Raw genomic sequence first — 18613 nt, forward strand, 5'->3', positions numbered from 1 at the left:
CCCCTCGATCAGCCGCCCTGCCCCAGCTCCCGCGCAAGGAAAGGCGCCGTCCTGCTGCCTTTGGCGCGGGCCACTTGTTGCGGCGTTCCCTTCGCCACAATGGTGCCACCCGCAGCACCGGCGCCCGGCCCGAGGTCGATCACCCAGTCCGCCTGCGCGACGGCACGCATGTCGTGCTCGATCATCACCACCGTATTTCCGGCCTCCACCAGCCGCTGCAGCTGGACCAGCAGCCTGTCCACGTCCGACGCATGCAGGCCGGTGGTGGGCTCGTCCAGCACGTAAAGCGTGCGCCCACGCTGGCTGCGCTGCAGCTCGGTGGCCAGCTTGATACGTTGTGCTTCACCGCCTGACAGTTCCGTGGCCGGTTGGCCCAGTCGCAGGTATCCCAGTCCGATGTCCTGCAGCAACTGCAGCGGGCGGGCAATGGCATCCTCCTCGATGAAGAACGCATGCGCCTGCTCAACCGTCATCTGCAGGACCTCGGCGATGTTGCGGCCGTTCCACAACACCTTCAACGTGGCCTCGTTGTAGCGGGCGCCGTGGCAGGTGGGGCAAGGCGCATAGACGCTGGGCATGAACAACAGCTCGACGCTGACGAACCCTTCGCCCTCGCAGGTTTCGCATCGGCCCTTGGCCACGTTGAACGAGAAGCGGCCCGCATCGAAGCGACGGCGGCGCGCATCGGGTGTCGCCGCGTACAGCTTGCGCACGTGGTCGAACAGGCCGGTATAGGTGGCCAGGTTGGAGCGTGGCGTGCGGCCGATGGGCTTCTGGTCCACCTGCACGACCCGCTGGATGGCGTCCACATCACCTGCAAGCTGGCCTCGCGTGGTTTCGATCACGGTCGGCCCTTCCGTAGGCGTGCCCTCCGCTCCATCGTCTGCGGGCTCATGCCCCAGGTGCAGCAGCATCAGCTCAGGCAGTGCCTGCGCCATCAGGCTGGACTTGCCGGAGCCCGAAATGCCGGTCACTGCGGTCAGCAGCCCCAGCGGCACCTGCGCATCCACACCCCGCAGGTTGTGGCGGTGGATGCCCTTCAGCTCCAGCCAACTGTTGGCACTGCGCTGCCGGCTGGCGGCCGCAGGCACCTGGTCGAACAGGTACCGGGCCGTGCGTGAATCCTGCACGTGCCGCAGGCCTTCGGGCTCGCCGCTGTAGAGCACGCGCCCGCCATGCTCGCCCGCCTCAGGGCCGACATCCACCAGCCACTGCGCGCGGCGCATCAGCTCCAGATCATGTTCGACAACGAACACCGAGTTCCCGCCGTCACGCAGCCGGTCCAGCGCGTCGTACAGCGCCTGACTGTCGGCGGGATGCAGGCCGGCCGAGGGCTCATCGAGCACGTACAGCACACCAAACAGCAACGAGCTGAGCTGGGTGGCCAGTCGCAGGCGCTGTAGTTCGCCAGCCGATAGCGTTGGCGTGGCGCGATCCAGCGAGAGGTACCCCAAGCCCAGGACTCGCAGCTGGTGTACACGCGCCATGACGCCGCCTGCAAGCCGCTGTGCAGCCAGACGTTTCTCCTCCGACAGGGCCGAGGTCAGCCGCACGTCGGGGGCCAAAGCATGGACAGGACGACCGCTCGCTGCCCGCGTGGTGCGGTCGCGGCGGGTGGCGCTTCTGCTGGTGCGTTCACCCCGGCTGTGTGCGCTGAAATCGCCCTGCGCGATGGGCTCCAGCAGGTCCGCCAGTTGATCCAGCGGAAGGCGCATGAATTCGCCGATGTCCACGCCTGCGAAGGTGACCGAGAGCGCCTCCGGCTTCAGGCGCTTTCCGTGACAGGCCGGGCACAGCTTGCCTTCCATGTAGCGGGAGACCCGCTTCCTCATCAACGCGCTCTGGGTATTGGCAAACGTGTGCAGTACGTAGCGCCGGGCGCCGGTATACGTGCCCATATAGCTGGGCTCCAGCTTGCGTTTGAGCGCGGCACGTGTCTCGGCGGGCGTGAAGCCGGCATAGACCGGCACGGTCGGCGTTTCCTCGGTGAACAGGATCCACTCCCGGTCCTTCTTCGGCAGCTTCTTCCACGGTATGTCGATGTCGTAGCCGAGCGTGACCAGGATGTCGCGCAGGTTCTGGCCATGCCATGCCGGCGGCCAGGAGGCGATGGCGCGTTCGCGGATGCTCAGCGACGGATCCGGAACCATCAGCGCTTCGGTCACCTCGTAGACGTGCCCCAGGCCATGACAGGTGCTGCAGGCGCCCTGTGGCGTATTCGGTGAGAAGTCCTCGGCGTACAGCATGGGCTGGTTGGCCGGGTATGCGCCTGCACGCGAGTACATCATGCGCACCAGGCTGGACAGCGTGGTGACACTGCCCACCGATGAACGTGCATTGCTGGCGCCGCGCTGCTGCTGCAGGGCGACCGCCGGCGGCAGACCGTCGATGGCATCCACATCGGGCACTCCCGCCTGGTCGATCAGGCGGCGTGCATATGGCGCTACGGATTCGAAGTAGCGCCGCTGCGCCTCGGCGAAGACGGTACCGAAGGCCAACGATGACTTGCCGGAACCCGATACTCCAGAGAACACCACCAGTGCGTTGCGCGGAATGGACACATCGACATTCCTGAGGTTGTGCTCGCGCGCGCCGCGCACCTCGACGCAGCCGCTGGCGGCGGCAGCACATGACGATTCGCCAAAGGGGGTGTTGGACATCTTCGCGATCCTGCAGGCAGTAAGCGGCACGCAGCAGAGCGTGCCCGGTGACACATTCTCGCTGCTGCGGGGTGAATGGAGCGAGGGAGTTCCGCCCCGGGGGCTCGACTCCGCCATCAAGGACCGGAAACCCGGCCTTCACAGCTACCACGGCACCTGCAATGCAACCATGCAGGACGCACCCTCCCCCTTGGTAGCCCATGCCCCACCTTCGTCGTCTATTTGGCCGCTGGCTGCGCCTGCGTCGTCGTGTGCGTTGGCGCTGGCGTGAACACCAGGCCTCGGTCCCGGCCATCGAGGCCACCGAGGGCCCACTGCGTGCCGCGCTGTACAGCGTTGAACAGATGGAGGTGTACGGCCGCGCGCTGGCGCGCCAGCACCGCGTGCGGATGCGACCCGGCCCGGAGCGCCTGCTCGAACGCCTGCAGGCCAACGAGCGGGTGCTGGAAGACGCCAATTCGCTGCTCAGCAGCGTGGTACGCGAACAGCGGCCGGTAACCCCGGCGGGGGAATGGCTGCTCGACAACTACTACCTGGTTGAGGAACAGATCCAGACCGCGCGGCGCCACCTGCCGCGCGGCTACAGCCGGCAGCTGCCGTCGCTTGTCTCGGGCCCCTCGGCCGGGTTGCCGCGGGTGTATGAGCTGTCGATGCAGGCCATCGCGCACGGTGACGGTCGCATTGACGCGGACACGCTGGGCCGTTTCATCGCATCGTACCAATCGCTCGCGCCGCTGAGCCTGGGCGAGCTGTGGGCCGTTCCGATCATGCTGCGCCTGGCGCTGCTGGAGAACCTGCGGCGCATGGCGGCGCGGGTGATGCGCGATGGAACCGACCGTCGCCTCGCTTCGCAATGGGCGGACAGCCTCAATCAAGCCGCTTCCGAGACCCCGACCGATGTGGTCCTGGTGGTTGCGGACATGGCACGATCCACGCCTCCGTTGACCGGCGCGTTCATCGCCGAGCTGACGCGCTCGCTGCATGGGCGCGGCGGTGCCTGGGCCATGCCCGTCGCGTGGCTGGAACAGTGGGCTGCAGCGGCCGGGCAGCGCGTCGACGAGCTGGTCGCCGCCGAGGGGCAGCAGCAGGCGGCCGACCAGGTGTCGATCGGCAACAGCATCGGCAGCCTGCGCTTTCTCTCCACCATGGATTGGCGCACGTTTGTCGAAGAGATGAGTGTGGTGGAGCAGCGGCTGCGCGAAGACCCGATGGCCGTCTATGCGCAGATGGATTTTGCCACCCGCGACGCCTACCGCCATGTGGTGGAGAAGATCGCCCGCGGCAGCCGCATGGCAGAGGAGCGCGTTGCCACCATCGCGCTGGACCTGGCACGGACGGCAACACCGCCGGATGGGCCACGTACGCACGTGGGCTACTGGCTGGTTGGCGAGGGCCTGAACGCCACCGTGGAAGCAGTGGCCGAGGCAGCACCGCGCCACCGCAAGGCACGGCGACTGGCACATCGCGTGCCGCTTGCGCTGTACCTGCTGCCGATCGCCCTGCTGGCGGTGCTGGCCACCGCGGGCCTGCTGGCAACCGGCAGTGGTTCGGTACCGCTCTGGCTGGCCGCGCTGCTCGCACTGCTGGTGTTCAGTGAGCTGGGCATCGTGCTGGTGAACTGGACCGCAACGGTGCTGGTCGCCCCCAGGCCGCTGCCCAAGCTGGATTTCAGCGAAGGCATCCCGGCCGCCTGCGCCACCGTGGTCGCGGTCCCCTCGATGCTGTCCAGCATCGACGGAATCGACGTGCTGGTCGAAGCGCTGGAGGTGCGGTTCCTGGCCAACCGCGATCCTCAGCTGCGCTTCGTGCTGCTGACGGACTTTCTCGACGCGGCGGAGGCCACGGCGGCGACGGACGACACCCTGCTTGCGCACGCCACGGCACGGATCGAGGAATTGAACAGGCGCTACGCGCCCGAGCGCGGCGATCGTTTCTACCTGCTGCACCGCCCCAGGCAATGGAACCCGGGTGAAGGCGTGTGGATGGGACACGAGCGAAAGCGCGGCAAGCTGGCGGCACTCAATGCCCTGCTCCGTCTGGGCGATGCGGCCGCGTTCATGCGCATCGTGGGTGACGCGGCTGCGCTGATCGGCGTCCGCTACGTCATCACGCTGGATTCGGACACACAACTTCCGCGGGATGCGGCACGCGCGTTCGTCGCCACCCTGGCGCACCCGCTCAACCGCCCGCGCTTCGATCCGACGCTGCAACGCGTGGTGGAGGGCTACGGCATCCTGCAGCCCAGCGTCGGCACCAGCCTCGGTCGGCGCCGCACCTCGCGTTTTGCCCGGATGTTCGGCAGCGAGCCCGGTATCGATCCGTATACGCGCATGGTCTCGGACGTCTACCAGGACCTGTTCGACGAAGGCTCGTTCGTGGGCAAGGGCATCTATGACGTCGACGCCTTCGAGCACGCGCTCGAGGGTCGCCTGCCCGAGAACCGCATCCTCAGCCACGACCTGCTGGAAGGCTGCTATGCACGCGCGGGCCTGGTCAGCGATGTGCGCCTGTACGAGGACTACCCCGAGCGCTACGCCGCCGACACCAAGCGCCGTGCACGCTGGATCCGCGGTGACTGGCAGCTGTTGCCGTGGTTGATGCCGTGGACGCCGCGCCCGGGCCAGGGATGGGAACGCAACCGGCTCAGTCTGCTGTCGCGCGGCAAGTTGCTGGACAACCTGCGCCGCAGCCTGGTGCCGATTGCTGCCCTGGTCTTGCTGGTGGTGGGCTGGCTGTATGCCGGAAACCCTGCTGCATGGACGGCATGGGTGCTGGCACTGTGGTACGCGCCGCCGCTGATAGGCATGCTGCGCGATGCCCTGAGCGTTCCGGACGACACGCCGCTGGAAGCGCACTACATCAAGGTCGGGCGAGGTACGCTGCAATCGTTGCTGCGCGCGTCCACCCAGGTCGCGTGCCTGCCCTTCGAGGCATTGCTGGCAAGCGACGCGGTGCTGCGCACGCTCTGGCGCATGGCCGTCACACGCCGCCACCTGCTGCAATGGAACCCTTCAAGCGAAGTCGAGCGCCGTCTCGGCAGCGACCGCGGCGCGGAATGGCGGGTGATGGCGCCGGCCTCACTGCTGGCGATTGCCTTGGTGGTTGTGGTGGCCAGCGTGCGCCCGCAGGCGCTGCCGTTCGCGCTGCCCTTGCTGTTGGCCTGGGCCTTTGCCCCCGCGTTGATGGCGTGGCTGGGCCGGCCGCCGGCCGCGAGCGTGGCGGAACTTTCCGTAACACAGCGGGCGTTCCTGGGCCGGCTGGCGCGGCGCACCTGGTCCTTCTTCCAGGCCTGGGTGCGCGAGCAGGATCATTGGTTGCCACCGGACAACATCCAGGAGCATCCGTCGCTGGTGGTGGCACGCCGCACCTCGCCAACCAACATCGGCCTGTCCCTGCTGGCCAATCTGTCGGCGTGGGATTTCGGCTATCTGCAGCTGGGCGCGGTCGCTGAACGTACGGCCCTCACCTTCGACACGCTGGACCAGCTGCCGCGCCATCGCGGCCACTTCCTGAACTGGTACGACACCGAAACCCTGGCGCCGCTGCCGCCGCGCTACGTTTCCACCGTGGACAGCGGCAATCTTGCCGGGCATCTGCTGACGCTGCGCCAGGGCCTGCTCGCGCTGGTGGATGCGCCGGTGCTGGCGCCGCACACCTTCGATGGCCTGGCCGATACGCTCGGCGTGCTGGAAGAGGAACGGCAGCGCCATCGCCGCGACGATGCAGCACTGGTTGAGGCGCTCAACCATCTGCGCCAGCGTCTGGCCTCAACGCGTGTCGACCGCCCTGTCGGAACGGCGGAGATACTCGCCCGCCTGCAGGAACTGGTCAGCCTGGCCGACGTCGTGCTGGCGCAGTGGCCCGCGCCGCCATTGCCCGAGGAAGGCGAGCTGCACTGGCCGACCCTGTTCGCCGCCGAATGCCATGCCGCCCACGCGTCGCTTGCCAGTCTCCCTGCCGATGCCAATGCGGACGACGAAGCACCGGTGCCCAGCCTGCGCCAGCTGGCTGCGCGGCGCGGCACCGCCGGTGCGGATGCCCGTGCGCGCATCCAGCAGTTGCAGGCCCTTGCGCACCGCGCCGGGCAGTTCTCGCTGATGGAATACGGGTTCCTGTTCTACCGCACCCGCAACCTGCTTTCGATCGGCTACAACGTCGACGACCATCGCCTCGACAACAGCTTCTACGACCTGCTGGCCTCCGAAGCACGGCTGTGCGCCTTCGTCGCCATCGCCCAGGGCCAGCTGGCGCAGGAGAGCTGGTTTGCGCTCGGCCGGATGCTCACCGAGGTCAACGGCACGCCGACGCTGCTGTCATGGAGTGGCTCGATGTTCGAGTACCTCATGCCGCAGCTGGTGATGCCCAGCTATCCGGATACGCTGCTGGACCAGACCACACGGCATGCGGTCGAGGCGCAGATCGTCTACGGGCGGACCCTGAACCTGCCGTGGGGGGTGTCAGAGTCCGGCTACAACGCCGTCGATGCCCGCCTGAACTACCAGTACCGGGCGTTCGGCGTACCGGGGTTGGGGCTGAAGCGCGGCCTGGGCCAGGATCGGGTCATCGCGCCCTATGCCAGCATGATGGCGCTGATGGTGGCGCCGGAAGCGGCCTGCCAGAACCTGCAGGTACTGGAGGGATTGGGGTTTGCCGGGCGCTTTGGCATGTACGAGGCGATCGACTACACCCCTGCCCGGCTGCCGCCGGGGCAGGATCACGTGCTGTTGCGTTCGTTCATGGCCCACCACCAGGGCATGGGCCTGCTGTCGCTGGATTACCTGTTGCGCGACCAGCCGATGCAGCGCCGCTTCCTTGCCGATGTCGAGTTCCAGGCCACCTTGCTGTTGCTGCAGGAGCGCATTCCGCGCATCGGCGTCTTCCACCCGCATGAGGTGGAAGCGCTGGGCGAGCACTCGGCCACGGCCGAGGACGAGACGGCGCTGCGCGTGCTGCGGGACCCGGGCGGCCCGCGCCCGGAGGTGCAGCTGCTGTCCAACGGACGCTACCACGGCATGCTGACCCATGCCGGCGGCGGCTACAGCCGCCACGGCGATCTGTCGCTGACCCGCTGGCGCGAGGACGGCACCACCGATGCCTGGGGGTCGTTCTGCTATCTGCGTGATGTGGACAGCGGCGAGTTCTGGTCTGCCGCGTACCAGCCCACCTGCGTGGCGGTGGACAATTACGAGGCGATCTTCTCTGACGCCAAGGCAGAGTTCCGTGGTACCCGCCGCGGCTGCGAGAGCCATCTGCAGGTCGCCATCTCCGCCGAGGACGACATCGAGCTCAGGCGCCTGCGCCTGACCAACCGCAGCCGTCGCCCGCGTACGGTGGAGATCACCACCTATGCCGAAGTGGTGCTGGCACCTGCGGCGGCCGACGATGCGCACCCGGCCTTCAGCAACCTGTTCGTGCAGAGCGAGATTCTGGCCGCCAAGCAGGCCGTGCTGTGCACGCGCCGGCCGCGTTCGCACGACGAGGTTCCGCCGTGGATGTTCCATCTGGTCGCCGTGCATGACGCGGAGGTGGTGGCGATCTCCTACGAAACCGACCGTGCGCGCTTCCTGGGCCGTGGCAACACGCCGCGGACGCCACAGGCATTGACCACCGATACCGAGCTTTCCGGCACGGACGGTTCGGTGCTCGACCCGATCGTGGCGATCCGCGTCCGCGTGGTGCTTGAGCCCGAGCAGACCGTGCAGCTGGACATGGTGTATGGCGTCGGCGCCGACCGCCCCGGTTGCGAGGTGCTGGTGGACAAATACCGTGACCGCCGCTTGGCCGACCGCGTCTTTGACCTGGCGTGGACGCACAGCCAGGTGGTGCGCCGGCAGATCAACGCCAGCCAGGCCGAGGCGGCGCTGTACGAGCGTCTGGCCGCCCACGTGCTGTATGTCGGTCCACTGCTGCGCGCGGGCGCCGGGGTCCTCCTGCAGAACCAGCGCGGACAATCCGGGTTGTGGAGCCATGCCATCTCGGGTGACCTGCCCATCGTGCTGCTCAAGGTCACCGATGCGGACAACGTGGAACTGGTCAGGCAGCTGGTGCAGGCACACGCCTACTGGCGGCAGAAGGGACTCAACACCGACCTGGTCATCTGGAACGACAGCAAGGCCGGCTATCGGCAGGAACTGCAGGACCAGATCCTGGGGATGGTGGCCGCCAGTTCGGAGACGGGCCTGCTTGATCGCCCCGGCGGCATTTTCGTGCGGCCGGTGCAGAACATGACCCACGAGGATCGCGTCCTGTTGCAGGCGGTGGCACGGGCGGTGATCAGCGACGAGGACGGCACCCTCGCCGCACAGGTCGGCCGCCAACCGCCGCCTCCGCGACGGATCCCGCCTCTGGTGCCGCAGGCAGTGCAGCAGGAACTGGCACTGTCGTCGGAGGCGACGCCGGGGCTGTCCATCGTCGCAGACGCGGGCCTCGACGCAGGCTTGCCCCCGGGCGCCGGGCACGACGAGGAGATGGATGACCCGTGGCCGTTCCTTCCCTACCGCGGCGCCGGCCAGTTCGACAACGGCACCGGCTGTTTCAGTGAGGACGGCCGCGAGTATGTCGTGGTGGTGCGCGAAGACGCGCCGACGCCGGCGCCCTGGGCCAACGTGATCGCGAACGCCCGCCTGGGAACGGTCGTCAGCGAAAGTGCGCCGGGCTACACCTGGTTCGAGAATGCGCACGAGTTCCGCTTGACGCCCTGGCTCAATGACCCGGTCTCGGACACGGGCGGCGAGGCGTTCTACCTGCGCGACGAGGACACCGGTCGTGTCTGGTCGCCGATGCCGCTGCCGCGCAGGGGCACCGGGGCCTACCGTACGCGTCACGGATTCGGCTACACGGTGTACGAGCATGTCGAGGACGGCATCGCCAGTGAGCTGTGGGTCTTCGTCGACGTCGCCGCGCCGCTGAAGTTCTCGGTCCTGCGCCTGCACAACCTGTCGGGCAGGACACGGCGGCTGTCGGCCATCGGCTACGTCGAGTGGGTGATGGGTGACCTGCGCGCGAAGTCGCGCATGCACGTGGTCACCGAGCGCGACCCGCAGACCGGCGCGCTGTTGGCGCGCAATACCTACAGCACCGACTTCGGCGGCCGGATGGCCTTCTTCGACACCGATGCCGACGGCTGCGGCTGGACCTGTGATCGCCTGGAGTTCATCGGCCGCAACGGCAGCCTGCAGGCACCGGCGGCGCTGCGGCGCGAACGGCTGGATGGACGGATGGGTGCGGGCCTGGATCCCTGTGCGGCGATCCAGGTGCCCCTGGAGCTGGCGCCGGGCGACCGCAGTGAAACCACGTTCCGCCTCGGCGCGGGGCGCGACCGCGAGGAAACGCTGGCACTGGCACGAAGCCGCCAGGGCGCCCAGGAGGCCATCGACGCGCTGGACGCGGTGCGCATCCATTGGCGCAATGTGCTGGCCACGGTGCAGGTGCGTACGCCGGACCCGGCGTTGGACGCACTGGCCAATGGCTGGCTGGTCTACCAGACCCTGGGCTGCCGCTACCTGGCGCGCAGTGGCTACTATCAGTCAGGCGGAGCGTTCGGCTTCCGCGACCAGCTGCAGGACGCGCTCGCCCTCGTGCACGCTCGCCCGGAGCTGACCCGCGAACACCTGCTGCTGTGCGCCGCACACCAGTTCACCGACGGCGATGTGATGCACTGGTGGCACCCGCCGCAAGGTCGCGGGGTGCGCACCCGCTGCTCCGACGATTATCTGTGGCTGCCACAGGGCGCCTGCCGCTACCTGGAGGTCACCGGCGATGCCAGCGTGCTGGACGAAACGGTCGGCTTCATCGAGGGGCGCGCAGTGACCGCGGAAGAGGAAGGGTACTACGACACGCCTACCCCTTCGACGCAGCGCGACAGCTTGTATGCACATTGCGTCCTCGCGCTCGAGCGCGGTTGCCGGCTGCTCGGTGAGCGCGGCCTGCCGTTGATGGGCAGTGGTGATTGGAACGACGGCATGAACCGCGTCGGCGACCAGCAGCGCGGTGAAAGTGTGTGGCTCGGTTTCTTCCTGCATGACACGCTGCACCGCTTCATCGGGGTGGCCAACGCGCGTGGCGACACCTCCCGTGCGCAATGGTGCCAACAGCAGGCCGACAGCCTGCGCCAGAACCTGGAACTGCATGCCTGGGACGGGGAATGGTATCGCCGCGCCTGGTTCGACAACGGCACCCCGTTGGGTTCGTCACAGAACCAGGAATGTCGCATCGACTCGATCTCCCAGAGCTGGTCGGTGCTGTCAGGCGTTGCCGCACCTGAGCGTGCCACGCAGGCGCTGGATTCGCTGTACACGCATCTGGTGCGGAAGGACGCCCAGCTGATCCAGCTGCTCGATCCGCCGTTCGACCAGACCACGGAAGACCCCGGCTACATTCGTGGATACGTACCAGGCGTGCGCGAGAATGGCGGCCAGTACACGCACGCGGCCGTGTGGGCGGCGATGGCATTCGCACAGCAGGGAGACGCGGTGCGTGCCTGGGAGTTGGCCGGCATGATCAACCCGCTCAATCACGCGCTGCACCCGGAAGCGGTGCAGACCTACCGCGTCGAACCGTATGTGTTGGCAGCGGATGTATACGCCGTGTCTCCGCATGTCGGCCGCGGCGGCTGGACGTGGTACACCGGCTCGGCCGGCTGGATGTATCGCCTGCTGGTGGAATCCCTGCTCGGCATACGTCGGGAAGGTGATCGCCTGTCGCTTGCGCCTTGCCTGCCCGATCACTGGCCATCATTCGAACTGAGCTACCGCTTCGGTCGCAGCTTCTACGAATTCGTGGTGACCCGCACTGCGCAGGGCCAGCCAACGCTGCATGTGGATGGCATGCTGCAGCCGGACCTTACCGTCCTGCTTCGGGATGACGGGCATCACTACCGTGTTGCACTTGATCTGGGTGCGCCCCCGGGATGAACGTCCGCCCCGAAATACAGGTGCAGCTTGATGCGCTGGCCGAGATGCTGGTGCACTGGTTGGCGCAGGTGCGGCATCCGGCGCAGTTCTGGCCGCAGTTTGAAACGCTGGCTGCAGAAATTCTGGACCAATGCGAGCACTCGGAAAGGGACCAGGCGCATGCAGGCATCCAGGCCATGCTCAAACGCCACGCGCTGGAGCTGCCGGCCTGGCACCAGCGTGACGACAGGCTGCCGCCGAGGACGCCAGAGGAGTGAGGGCTGGCTCCCTGCGTTACGATGCCGGGCTCAACCGACCAGGGATATGCATGCTCGTCTCCGCGCGCCTGTTGCTTGCCATCGCGGCGTCCCAGCTGCCGCTCTCCATGGCGATCGCGGCACCGCCCCCGCGGCCTGCTTCCACCGCGCCGGCAAGCAGCTGCGAAGGCGATGCATCCCGCTGCCCCGCGTGGATGCCCTCGCAAGCCGAGATGCGCAACACCATCGCCGACCATTTCTGCGAGCTGGCCGACCAGGGGCGCATCCAGCCTCGGGTGAAGCCGTTGGTCCGCGCCGAATCCTCGCCACTGAACTGTGGCGCGCTGGCAGAGGAGCCCGGTTCGAATTTTGTCTGCGGCGGTGAGATGCGCTTCATCGGCAAAGGCGGCGAAATCGACACCGTCCCATTCAGTCCCACTCTTCGCCGCGAGGAGGACGGACGCATCGCGCTTTATGTCGGCGATGACGAGGAAGGTGAACAGATCTGGCATGTCCCCGCCTCGCGCTCCAACTCAGCGACATGCGTGGTGCGCTGAGCGCGGCACATATGCGCCCGTCCCGCTTCAGAACAGCTTGCGCGGGATTTCGCCATCGATCTTGTCAGGGGCGTCCATTTCCAAGTGGGCCATTAGCGCGCCCTGTTTTGCCGGGCGCCAGGCGATCATCATCCTGCCGCATGACGGCCTCGATCCAGTCGACGTAGCGGGACACGCGAACGTTGTGGACCATCTGGCCGTAAAAGCCCGCTTCAAGGGCATGCTCGGGAACGGCCGTGATCCAGGACCCAAGCCCCACCAGTTGCCAGGTTCCATGGGCGTTGACCACAAGCGGGCCACCGCTGTCGCCACTGCCAAGCACACCCTCAAGGGGTAGTCCGTGCGGAGGCGGATCGAACCGGTACCAGATATAGCGCTCGTTGCCGCCGGTAACTGCGTTGTAGGCACGCCGAAGGGATGTGCGGTGGGGGCCACCCGGCAACTGACCCGCCGCGCCATTGCCGGTGGCGCCCTTCCCTATCAATGCAACCACCTGAGTGACCTCCGCCGCGCCGCGATAGAGCGCTACCGGCCTCACACCATCCACCGGCGTCGCAAGCCTGATCAGTGCGATGTCGTCGGACGCAGCCAGGAAAGCGTGGATTCCGGAGGGATTTCCCGTCGCCAGGGCTTCCCTGCCCAAGGCCTCGGGCATGCTCCTGTAGCCGGGGTGCAGGAACACGCGCTCGACGCCGTATGCGCTCCCATTGATGGTGATCGTTGCACCCATCCCCTCCATCGGCGCGGCATGCGCTGCGGTCACCACCCAGCGTGGATCGATGAGCACGCCATGGCCCTCGCCGGGCATGTCCGCCAGTGCTGGAAACGCGGATCCTTCGATCCGATACCTGGCATCGTCAACATCATCACGGATGACGACCGCCCCGGCGGCGAGCGGGAGTGCGGCAAATAGCAGAAAGAGCCAGCGGTTCATCGTTCATCCTTGTGGTCATCTGCGCAAGCCTAGCCGAACGCATCAACACCGGCGATGGATGTGCGACCAGACCCGGTGGGGACTGATGAAAGGATGGAAACCACGACTGAAGCGCGGCTCCGATAGCACTCCGGTCCTCACCGTGTGAAGTACAGGCAACCGGCTACGGCGATCGGCACTGGGTCGGCCTCGATGCGCTGGGCCACCAGTGCCATCACTTCGATGCCGTCGCCGTGGGCCTCCGGCGCTGACCGCACCAAGCGCATTCCCGCGGGGACACCCTGCGCCCCCGACGTGTCGAGGGACAGGGCCTTGCTGAGGTCCGCAGCAAGGGCTTCATCGAAGACGGCCACCACGGAACTACGCGACAGTATCAACCGCGTGGATGGATGGCCGAAGACGAGAACCGGGGCGGCAAGCTGCATTTCCGCGACAACACCGGGCATATCGCCCAGTGCGTTGCTGTAGCCCCCAGCCTTGCCGGCGATCTGCTGCCAGCCAGCCGACGGCTTTCCGCTGGTTGCGATGTCACGCAACTGATAGGCCAAGGTCCGGAATGCCGTGCGATCGGCCTTGCAGGACACGAGCGCCAGCGCTCGATCAATGTCTTCCTGTCTGGGAGCGGTCTTGCGGATCGATTCTGCCGCTGGCGCGGCGGGCGCCATGGCAAGCCCCAGGCCTGCGAGCAGCAGGACCACATTCAACGTACGGATGATCAAAACGAAATACTCCTGCCTGGGGGTGCCAAGACCGTTCGGCACTACACCGACAGACGGAAATCGCGGGGGCGCTAACGGGAAATCCCATCACCAGCAAGAGTTTCCCGCGCGGCAATCTTCTCGACCAGCGTATCGATCGCCGTCTCCATGGCGCGCGCCGTCTGGTCGCCGCTCTGGTTGGTGATGACGAAGATGCCAAGATCATACTTGGGCACGATGTAGATGTAGCACTGCGAACGCGGTACGCCACCATGATGGGCGTAGTAGACGCCCTTCAGGCGATCGCCGGCGACGATGTTCCAGAAGTAGCCGATGCTGAACCCGGAATCGAACTGGACCAAGGGGCGATGCGATTCCTTTACCACGGGCCCATTGGCCAGCTGGAACCTGAGGTACTTCACCATTCCCGGGACGGTCGCCTTCATGTTTCCGGAGGCGCCCCATGGCAGCTGCGGCATCGGCGTGGTCGGCACCGGGTTGTCACTGTGATAGCCGGCTGCAAGCCGGAGCGCTTCGGCGTCGCCCAGCTGGATCCTGACGTCGGTCATTGCGGCGGAATCACTGAGAAATCCGCGCAGCAGCGACGCGTAGTCGCGCTTGTAGACGGTTTCGAGGATATGCGCCGTCAGCTCCGTCCCGGCACTGGAGTATGCGTAATCCTTGCCGGGCGCCCGGCCGATCTCGACGGTGTGCAGGTCCTTGAAGAAGTCAGCCTTGCCGTAGTGCGCGTAGATGGCGTTGAGTTCGCCTGGCGTACGATGATCGGTGAAGTCCGCCAGCACCGTGTTCGCACGCTCCGGCAACATGTTCGGCAGGCCGCTGGTGTGCGACAACAGATGGCGGATGCGGATGGGCTCACCCTTGTACTGCAGGTTCGGGTAGTCCCCCTGCAGGTACTGCCGAACATCGTCGTCCAGACTCACCTTGTGTTCCAGGATGGCATTGGCCATCAGGGTGCCCGCCAGGGTCTTGCTCAACGAACCGATCTCGTAGAGCGTCGCATCGGTCGGCAGGCCTGGCTTGCCGGTTTCCATGTCGCCGCGATGACGGATGAATTCCTTGCCCCGGTACACGACGCCGATCGAGGTTGAATGAAGCAACGGCTGCTGGATCAGCGTTGCGGCAACGTCATCGATCTCCGTCCCTAGATCCTTCGCTGGAACCTTTTCGCTGGCGCAGCCTGCAGCCAACAGCGCGGCGGACACCAGGAGGCAGCTGAGCCATCGCCTGTTTCGGACACTCATCGAAGTCACGTGCATGCGTCGCCGCTTGAAGGGAGGTGCGGAATGGGGCCTTAAGATAGCCGATGGCCAAGGCCCACGCCTGTGCCGGTTCTCACGGCTGGGCAGGCTCGCACCCTACTCCGCCGCCAGCGCCTGGATCGGGTCCAGCTGCGCGGCACTGCGCGCGGGGAAGTAACCAAAGGCCAGGCCGATGGCCGACGAACACGCCAGTGCAACCAGTACCGGCGCGGCGGTAAACAGGAACGGTACGCCCAGCGACAACAGGCTGGTCAGCGCACCCGCAATGAAGGCCAGCAGCACGCCAAGTACGCCGCCGAAGAGACAGATCAGCACCGCTTCGATCAGGAACTGGCGCAGGATGTCGCCTTGCCGCGCGCCCACGGCCAGGCGCACGCCGATCTCGCGTACGCGCTCTTTCACCGATACCAGCATGATGTTCATTACCCCCACCCCACCCACCACCAGCGCCACCGCGGCAATGGCGGACACCAGTGCCGCCATGGTCTGGCTGGACTTCATCACCGCTTTGCGGATCTGGTCGGCGTTGTAGATGAAGAAATCGCGGCGGCCATGCCGGCGCTGCAGTTCGGCGCCCAGCAAGGCTTCGGCTGCCTTGGTCGACACGTTGTCGCGCACACGCACGGTAATGCTCTCCAGACGCTGGCTGCCCAACAAACGTGAGGCGGCGGAAGTATGCGGCACATAGACCGTCGGTGTTGCTCCACCGGCAAAGGCGCTGGCGCCGACCACGCCGATGACCTCCACCGGCATACCGCCCAGCAGTACGGTACTGCCGATCGGGTCGCCGTCGAACAGCGCCGTGGCCGCTTTCTGATCGACCACGCCGACCGCACGATACGCCTCCACTTCGTACTCGGTGAAGAAGCGCCCGGCCTTCAGGCGCAGGCCGCGTACGCGCGGCATATCTGCGCCAACGCCCATCACCTGCGTGTTGGCACGCCGGCTGCCCTGCAGCGCGGCCACCGAACCGCTCAAGGACGGGCTGACACTGTCCACGTAGCTGAGTGCGGCCAGATGGTCGGCATCGGCGACCACCAGCGTTTCGATTTCTGCCGAACGCGGGTCACCGAAGTCGGCGCCCGGGAAGATCTCCAGTGTACTGGCACCGAGCTCGTTGATCTGTGATTCCACCTGCGCCTGTGCGCCTTTGCCCAATGCCACTACGGTGATCACGGCGGCCACGCCAATGATGATGCCGAGCATGGTCAGCAACGTGCGCAGGCGATGGGCCAGCATCGAGCGCACTGCCATGTGCGCAACCTCGTGTACGCCATCCAGTCGAGCACGCCGCCCGGCACGCGACAACTGTTCGGTCTCGGACGCGGATCTGGCGCACGCGGCCGCGCGACCGCCCGCACCGCTATCGGCCACGACGCGCCCGTCGGCGATCTCGATCACCCGCGCCGCGTGGGCGGCAACCGATGTGTCGTGGGTCACCAGGATGACCGTGTGGCCCTGCGCATGCAGGCGCTTCAACTCGGCCATCACCTGTTGGCCACTGGCATGGTCCAGCGCTCCGGTGGGTTCGTCGGCCAGCACGATGGCACCGCCGTTCATCAACGCGCGGGCGATGGACACGCGCTGCTGCTGGCCGCCGGACAGCTGGCTCGGTCGGTTGCCGGTACGTTCACCCAGCCCCAGCGCTCCCAGCAGCACGCGTGCTCGCGCAGTGCGCGCCTTGATATCCATGCCTGCGTAGATCGCTGGCAGCGCTACGTTCTCGGTGGCGCTCAGATTCTCCATCAGGTTGTAGCGCTGGAAGATGAAACCGAAGTGTTCGCGGCGCAGGCGTGCCAGCTCGTCCGGAGGCATCTGTTCGGTGGCCGCACCGTCTACGCGGTAACTGCCTTGGCTGGGGCGGTCGAGGCAGCCGAGGATGTTCATCAGCGTTGACTTGCCCGAGCCTGATGGGCCGATGATGGCGATGAACTCGCCGGCATCGATGCGCAGCGATACCTCCTTCAGCACCACCACGTCACCGGCGGCAGTGCTGTAGGCGCGCGATACGCCGTGCAATTGAAGCAGCGCGTGGGTCATGCTCACATCCCCAGCAGGCTGGTGGCCTGCGGCTCGCCGCCACTCGGGGCCTGGCCGACCACCACGTTCTCGCCAACCCGCAGGCCGGACAGGATCTGCACGGCGGTGGCGGTGCGCAGGCCGGTGGTCACCGCGCGCTCGTGGGCACGCCCCTTGGCATCAACCACGCGCACGCTGCCGCGATTGTCGTCGTTGCCATCCGATCCGGTCAGCGCGGTCAGCGGCACCTGCAGTGCGTTGCTGGCCCGGGCCAGCTGCAGCGTCACCTTCACGGTCATCGAAGGTTTCAGCTTCAGGCCAGGGTTGGCCACATCGAACAGGCCCGCGTAGTACACCGCCTTTGGTGTCTGCGCCGAACTGCCGGTGGTGGCCGAAGCCGCGTCGGCAATCGAGGATGGCGCGGGCTCCAGCTGCTGCAGATGGGATTCGTAACGGCGTCCGCTCGGCCCCAGTGTCGAAAACCACAACGGCTGGCCAGGCGCGATCAGTTCCACGTCGGCCTCGGCGATCTCGGCACGCACGGTCATCATGTCCATCTGCGCCAGCATCACGATGGTCGGCGTGGTCTGCATGGAGTTCAGCGTCTGCCCGGCCTTGGTGACGATGGCAACGATGTAGCCGTCGGTCGGCGAGAGAATGCGGGTATAGCCCAGGTTTATCCGGGCCGTTTCCACCTGGGTCACCGCTTGATCGATCTGCGCCTGCAATGCAGCTACCTCCGAACGTGCCGCATCACGTGCCACCCGGGCGGCCTCGAAGCCCTCCTGCGAGACCAGCCGCGATGCCACCAGCTGTGACTGGCGCTCATGCATCCGGCTGGCTTGCGCATAGCGGGCCACGCTGGCGGCATGCTGTGCGCGCAGTGCGTTGGTGGACGCTTCGGCACTGCGCAGGGCGATGCGCTGCGGCTGCGAATCCACCTCCGCGATCAGGTCGCCGGCCTGCACGCGCTGGCCCAGCACCACGTGCAGGCGTTTGACCTGCCCGGACACCTGCGCGCCCACCGCCACCAGTTCCTTCGGATTGACCCGGCCCACCGCCTGCACGGTCTTCTCCAGATCAGCCACCCTTGCCGGCGCGGTGATCAGGGCGCCATCATCGCCATCGGCGAACGCCCACCAGCCGGCACTGCCCGCAAGGGTGGCCACGGCGGCGATGATCAGAGTCTTGCGGGTTTTCATCGGGATGCCCGGCTGCTTGCGGTCACCCATCGCGACCGCCAAGCCCTCAGTCTGGGAGCCTTGGTTGGAGGTTTCCTGGAGCCCGTGTGGAGATCGCATGGAGCCGGGGCCT

9 protein-coding genes are annotated in these 18613 nt (G+C 66.8%); 3 read left to right on the forward strand and 6 right to left on the reverse strand.

The window, feature by feature from the left end; all coding sequences use genetic code 11:
* Positions 1-8 precede the first annotated feature (8 nt).
* Complete coding sequence (locus CR919_RS01505) at positions 9-2660, reverse strand: excinuclease ABC subunit UvrA (RefSeq protein ID WP_099818501.1); 2652 nt, start codon at positions 2658-2660, stop codon at positions 9-11.
* 200 nt (positions 2661-2860) lie between these two features.
* On the opposite strand from CR919_RS01505, the gene CR919_RS01510 reads away from it, so the two are divergent.
* From CR919_RS01510 to CR919_RS01520, 3 genes are read left to right on the forward strand one after another with little or no spacing between them, the layout of a single operon-like run.
* Positions 2861-11572, forward strand: coding sequence for a glycoside hydrolase family 94 protein (locus tag CR919_RS01510; RefSeq protein WP_099818502.1), 8712 nt, complete (start codon positions 2861-2863; stop codon positions 11570-11572).
* A gap of 20 nt (positions 11573-11592) precedes the next feature.
* Positions 11593-11829, forward strand: a complete 237-nt coding sequence (locus CR919_RS01515; RefSeq protein ID WP_133119578.1) for a hypothetical protein — start codon at positions 11593-11595, stop codon at positions 11827-11829.
* 50 nt (positions 11830-11879) lie between these two features.
* Positions 11880-12365 carry a hypothetical protein gene (locus tag CR919_RS01520; protein WP_099818504.1) on the forward strand — a complete coding sequence of 162 codons (486 nt, stop codon included), beginning with the start codon at positions 11880-11882 and terminating at the stop codon, positions 12363-12365.
* A gap of 64 nt (positions 12366-12429) precedes the next feature.
* On the opposite strand, the gene CR919_RS01525 is transcribed toward CR919_RS01520, so the two are convergent.
* The 5 genes from CR919_RS01525 to CR919_RS01545 form a co-directional block, all read right to left on the reverse strand.
* Complete coding sequence (locus CR919_RS01525; RefSeq protein ID WP_099818505.1) at positions 12430-13299, reverse strand: trypsin-like serine protease; 870 nt, start codon at positions 13297-13299, stop codon at positions 12430-12432.
* A gap of 137 nt (positions 13300-13436) precedes the next feature.
* Positions 13437-14018 (reverse strand): hypothetical protein, encoded by a 582-nt coding sequence (locus CR919_RS01530; protein ID WP_099818506.1) that lies wholly within the window; start codon positions 14016-14018, stop codon positions 13437-13439.
* 71 nt (positions 14019-14089) lie between these two features.
* A complete protein-coding gene (locus CR919_RS01535) occupies positions 14090-15223 on the reverse strand; it encodes a serine hydrolase domain-containing protein (RefSeq protein ID WP_243379809.1) in 1134 nt (377 codons plus the stop codon).
* A 153-nt stretch (positions 15224-15376) separates the two neighbouring features.
* Positions 15377-17320 carry a MacB family efflux pump subunit gene (locus tag CR919_RS01540; RefSeq protein WP_099818508.1) on the reverse strand — a complete coding sequence of 648 codons (1944 nt, stop codon included), beginning with the start codon at positions 17318-17320 and terminating at the stop codon, positions 15377-15379.
* A 2-nt stretch (positions 17321-17322) separates the two neighbouring features.
* Positions 17323-18501: an efflux RND transporter periplasmic adaptor subunit gene (locus tag CR919_RS01545; RefSeq protein ID WP_099818781.1), complete on the reverse strand. Its 1179-nt coding sequence runs from the start codon at positions 18499-18501 to the stop codon at positions 17323-17325.
* Positions 18502-18613 lie beyond the last annotated feature (112 nt).

This window comes from Stenotrophomonas sp. LMG 10879 (genome assembly GCF_002750935.1).
GTDB classification, from domain to species: Bacteria; Pseudomonadota; Gammaproteobacteria; order Xanthomonadales; family Xanthomonadaceae; genus Stenotrophomonas; species Stenotrophomonas lactitubi_B.

What these genes read in the sequence shown, in the direction of transcription:
- CR919_RS01545 (WP_099818781.1), bottom strand. Translation starts at nt 18,501, where the DNA reads ATGAAAACCCGCAAGACTCTGATCATCGCCGCCGTGGCCACCCTTGCG.
- CR919_RS01525 (WP_099818505.1), bottom strand. Translation starts at nt 13,299, where the DNA reads ATGAACCGCTGGCTCTTTCTGCTATTTGCCGCACTCCCGCTCGCCGCC.
- CR919_RS01505 (WP_099818501.1), bottom strand. Translation starts at nt 2,660, where the DNA reads ATGTCCAACACCCCCTTTGGCGAATCGTCATGTGCTGCCGCCGCCAGC.
- CR919_RS01540 (WP_099818508.1), bottom strand. Translation starts at nt 17,320, where the DNA reads ATGACCCACGCGCTGCTTCAATTGCACGGCGTATCGCGCGCCTACAGC.
- CR919_RS01510 (WP_099818502.1), top strand. Translation starts at nt 2,861, where the DNA reads ATGCCCCACCTTCGTCGTCTATTTGGCCGCTGGCTGCGCCTGCGTCGT.
- CR919_RS01520 (WP_099818504.1), top strand. Translation starts at nt 11,880, where the DNA reads ATGCTCGTCTCCGCGCGCCTGTTGCTTGCCATCGCGGCGTCCCAGCTG.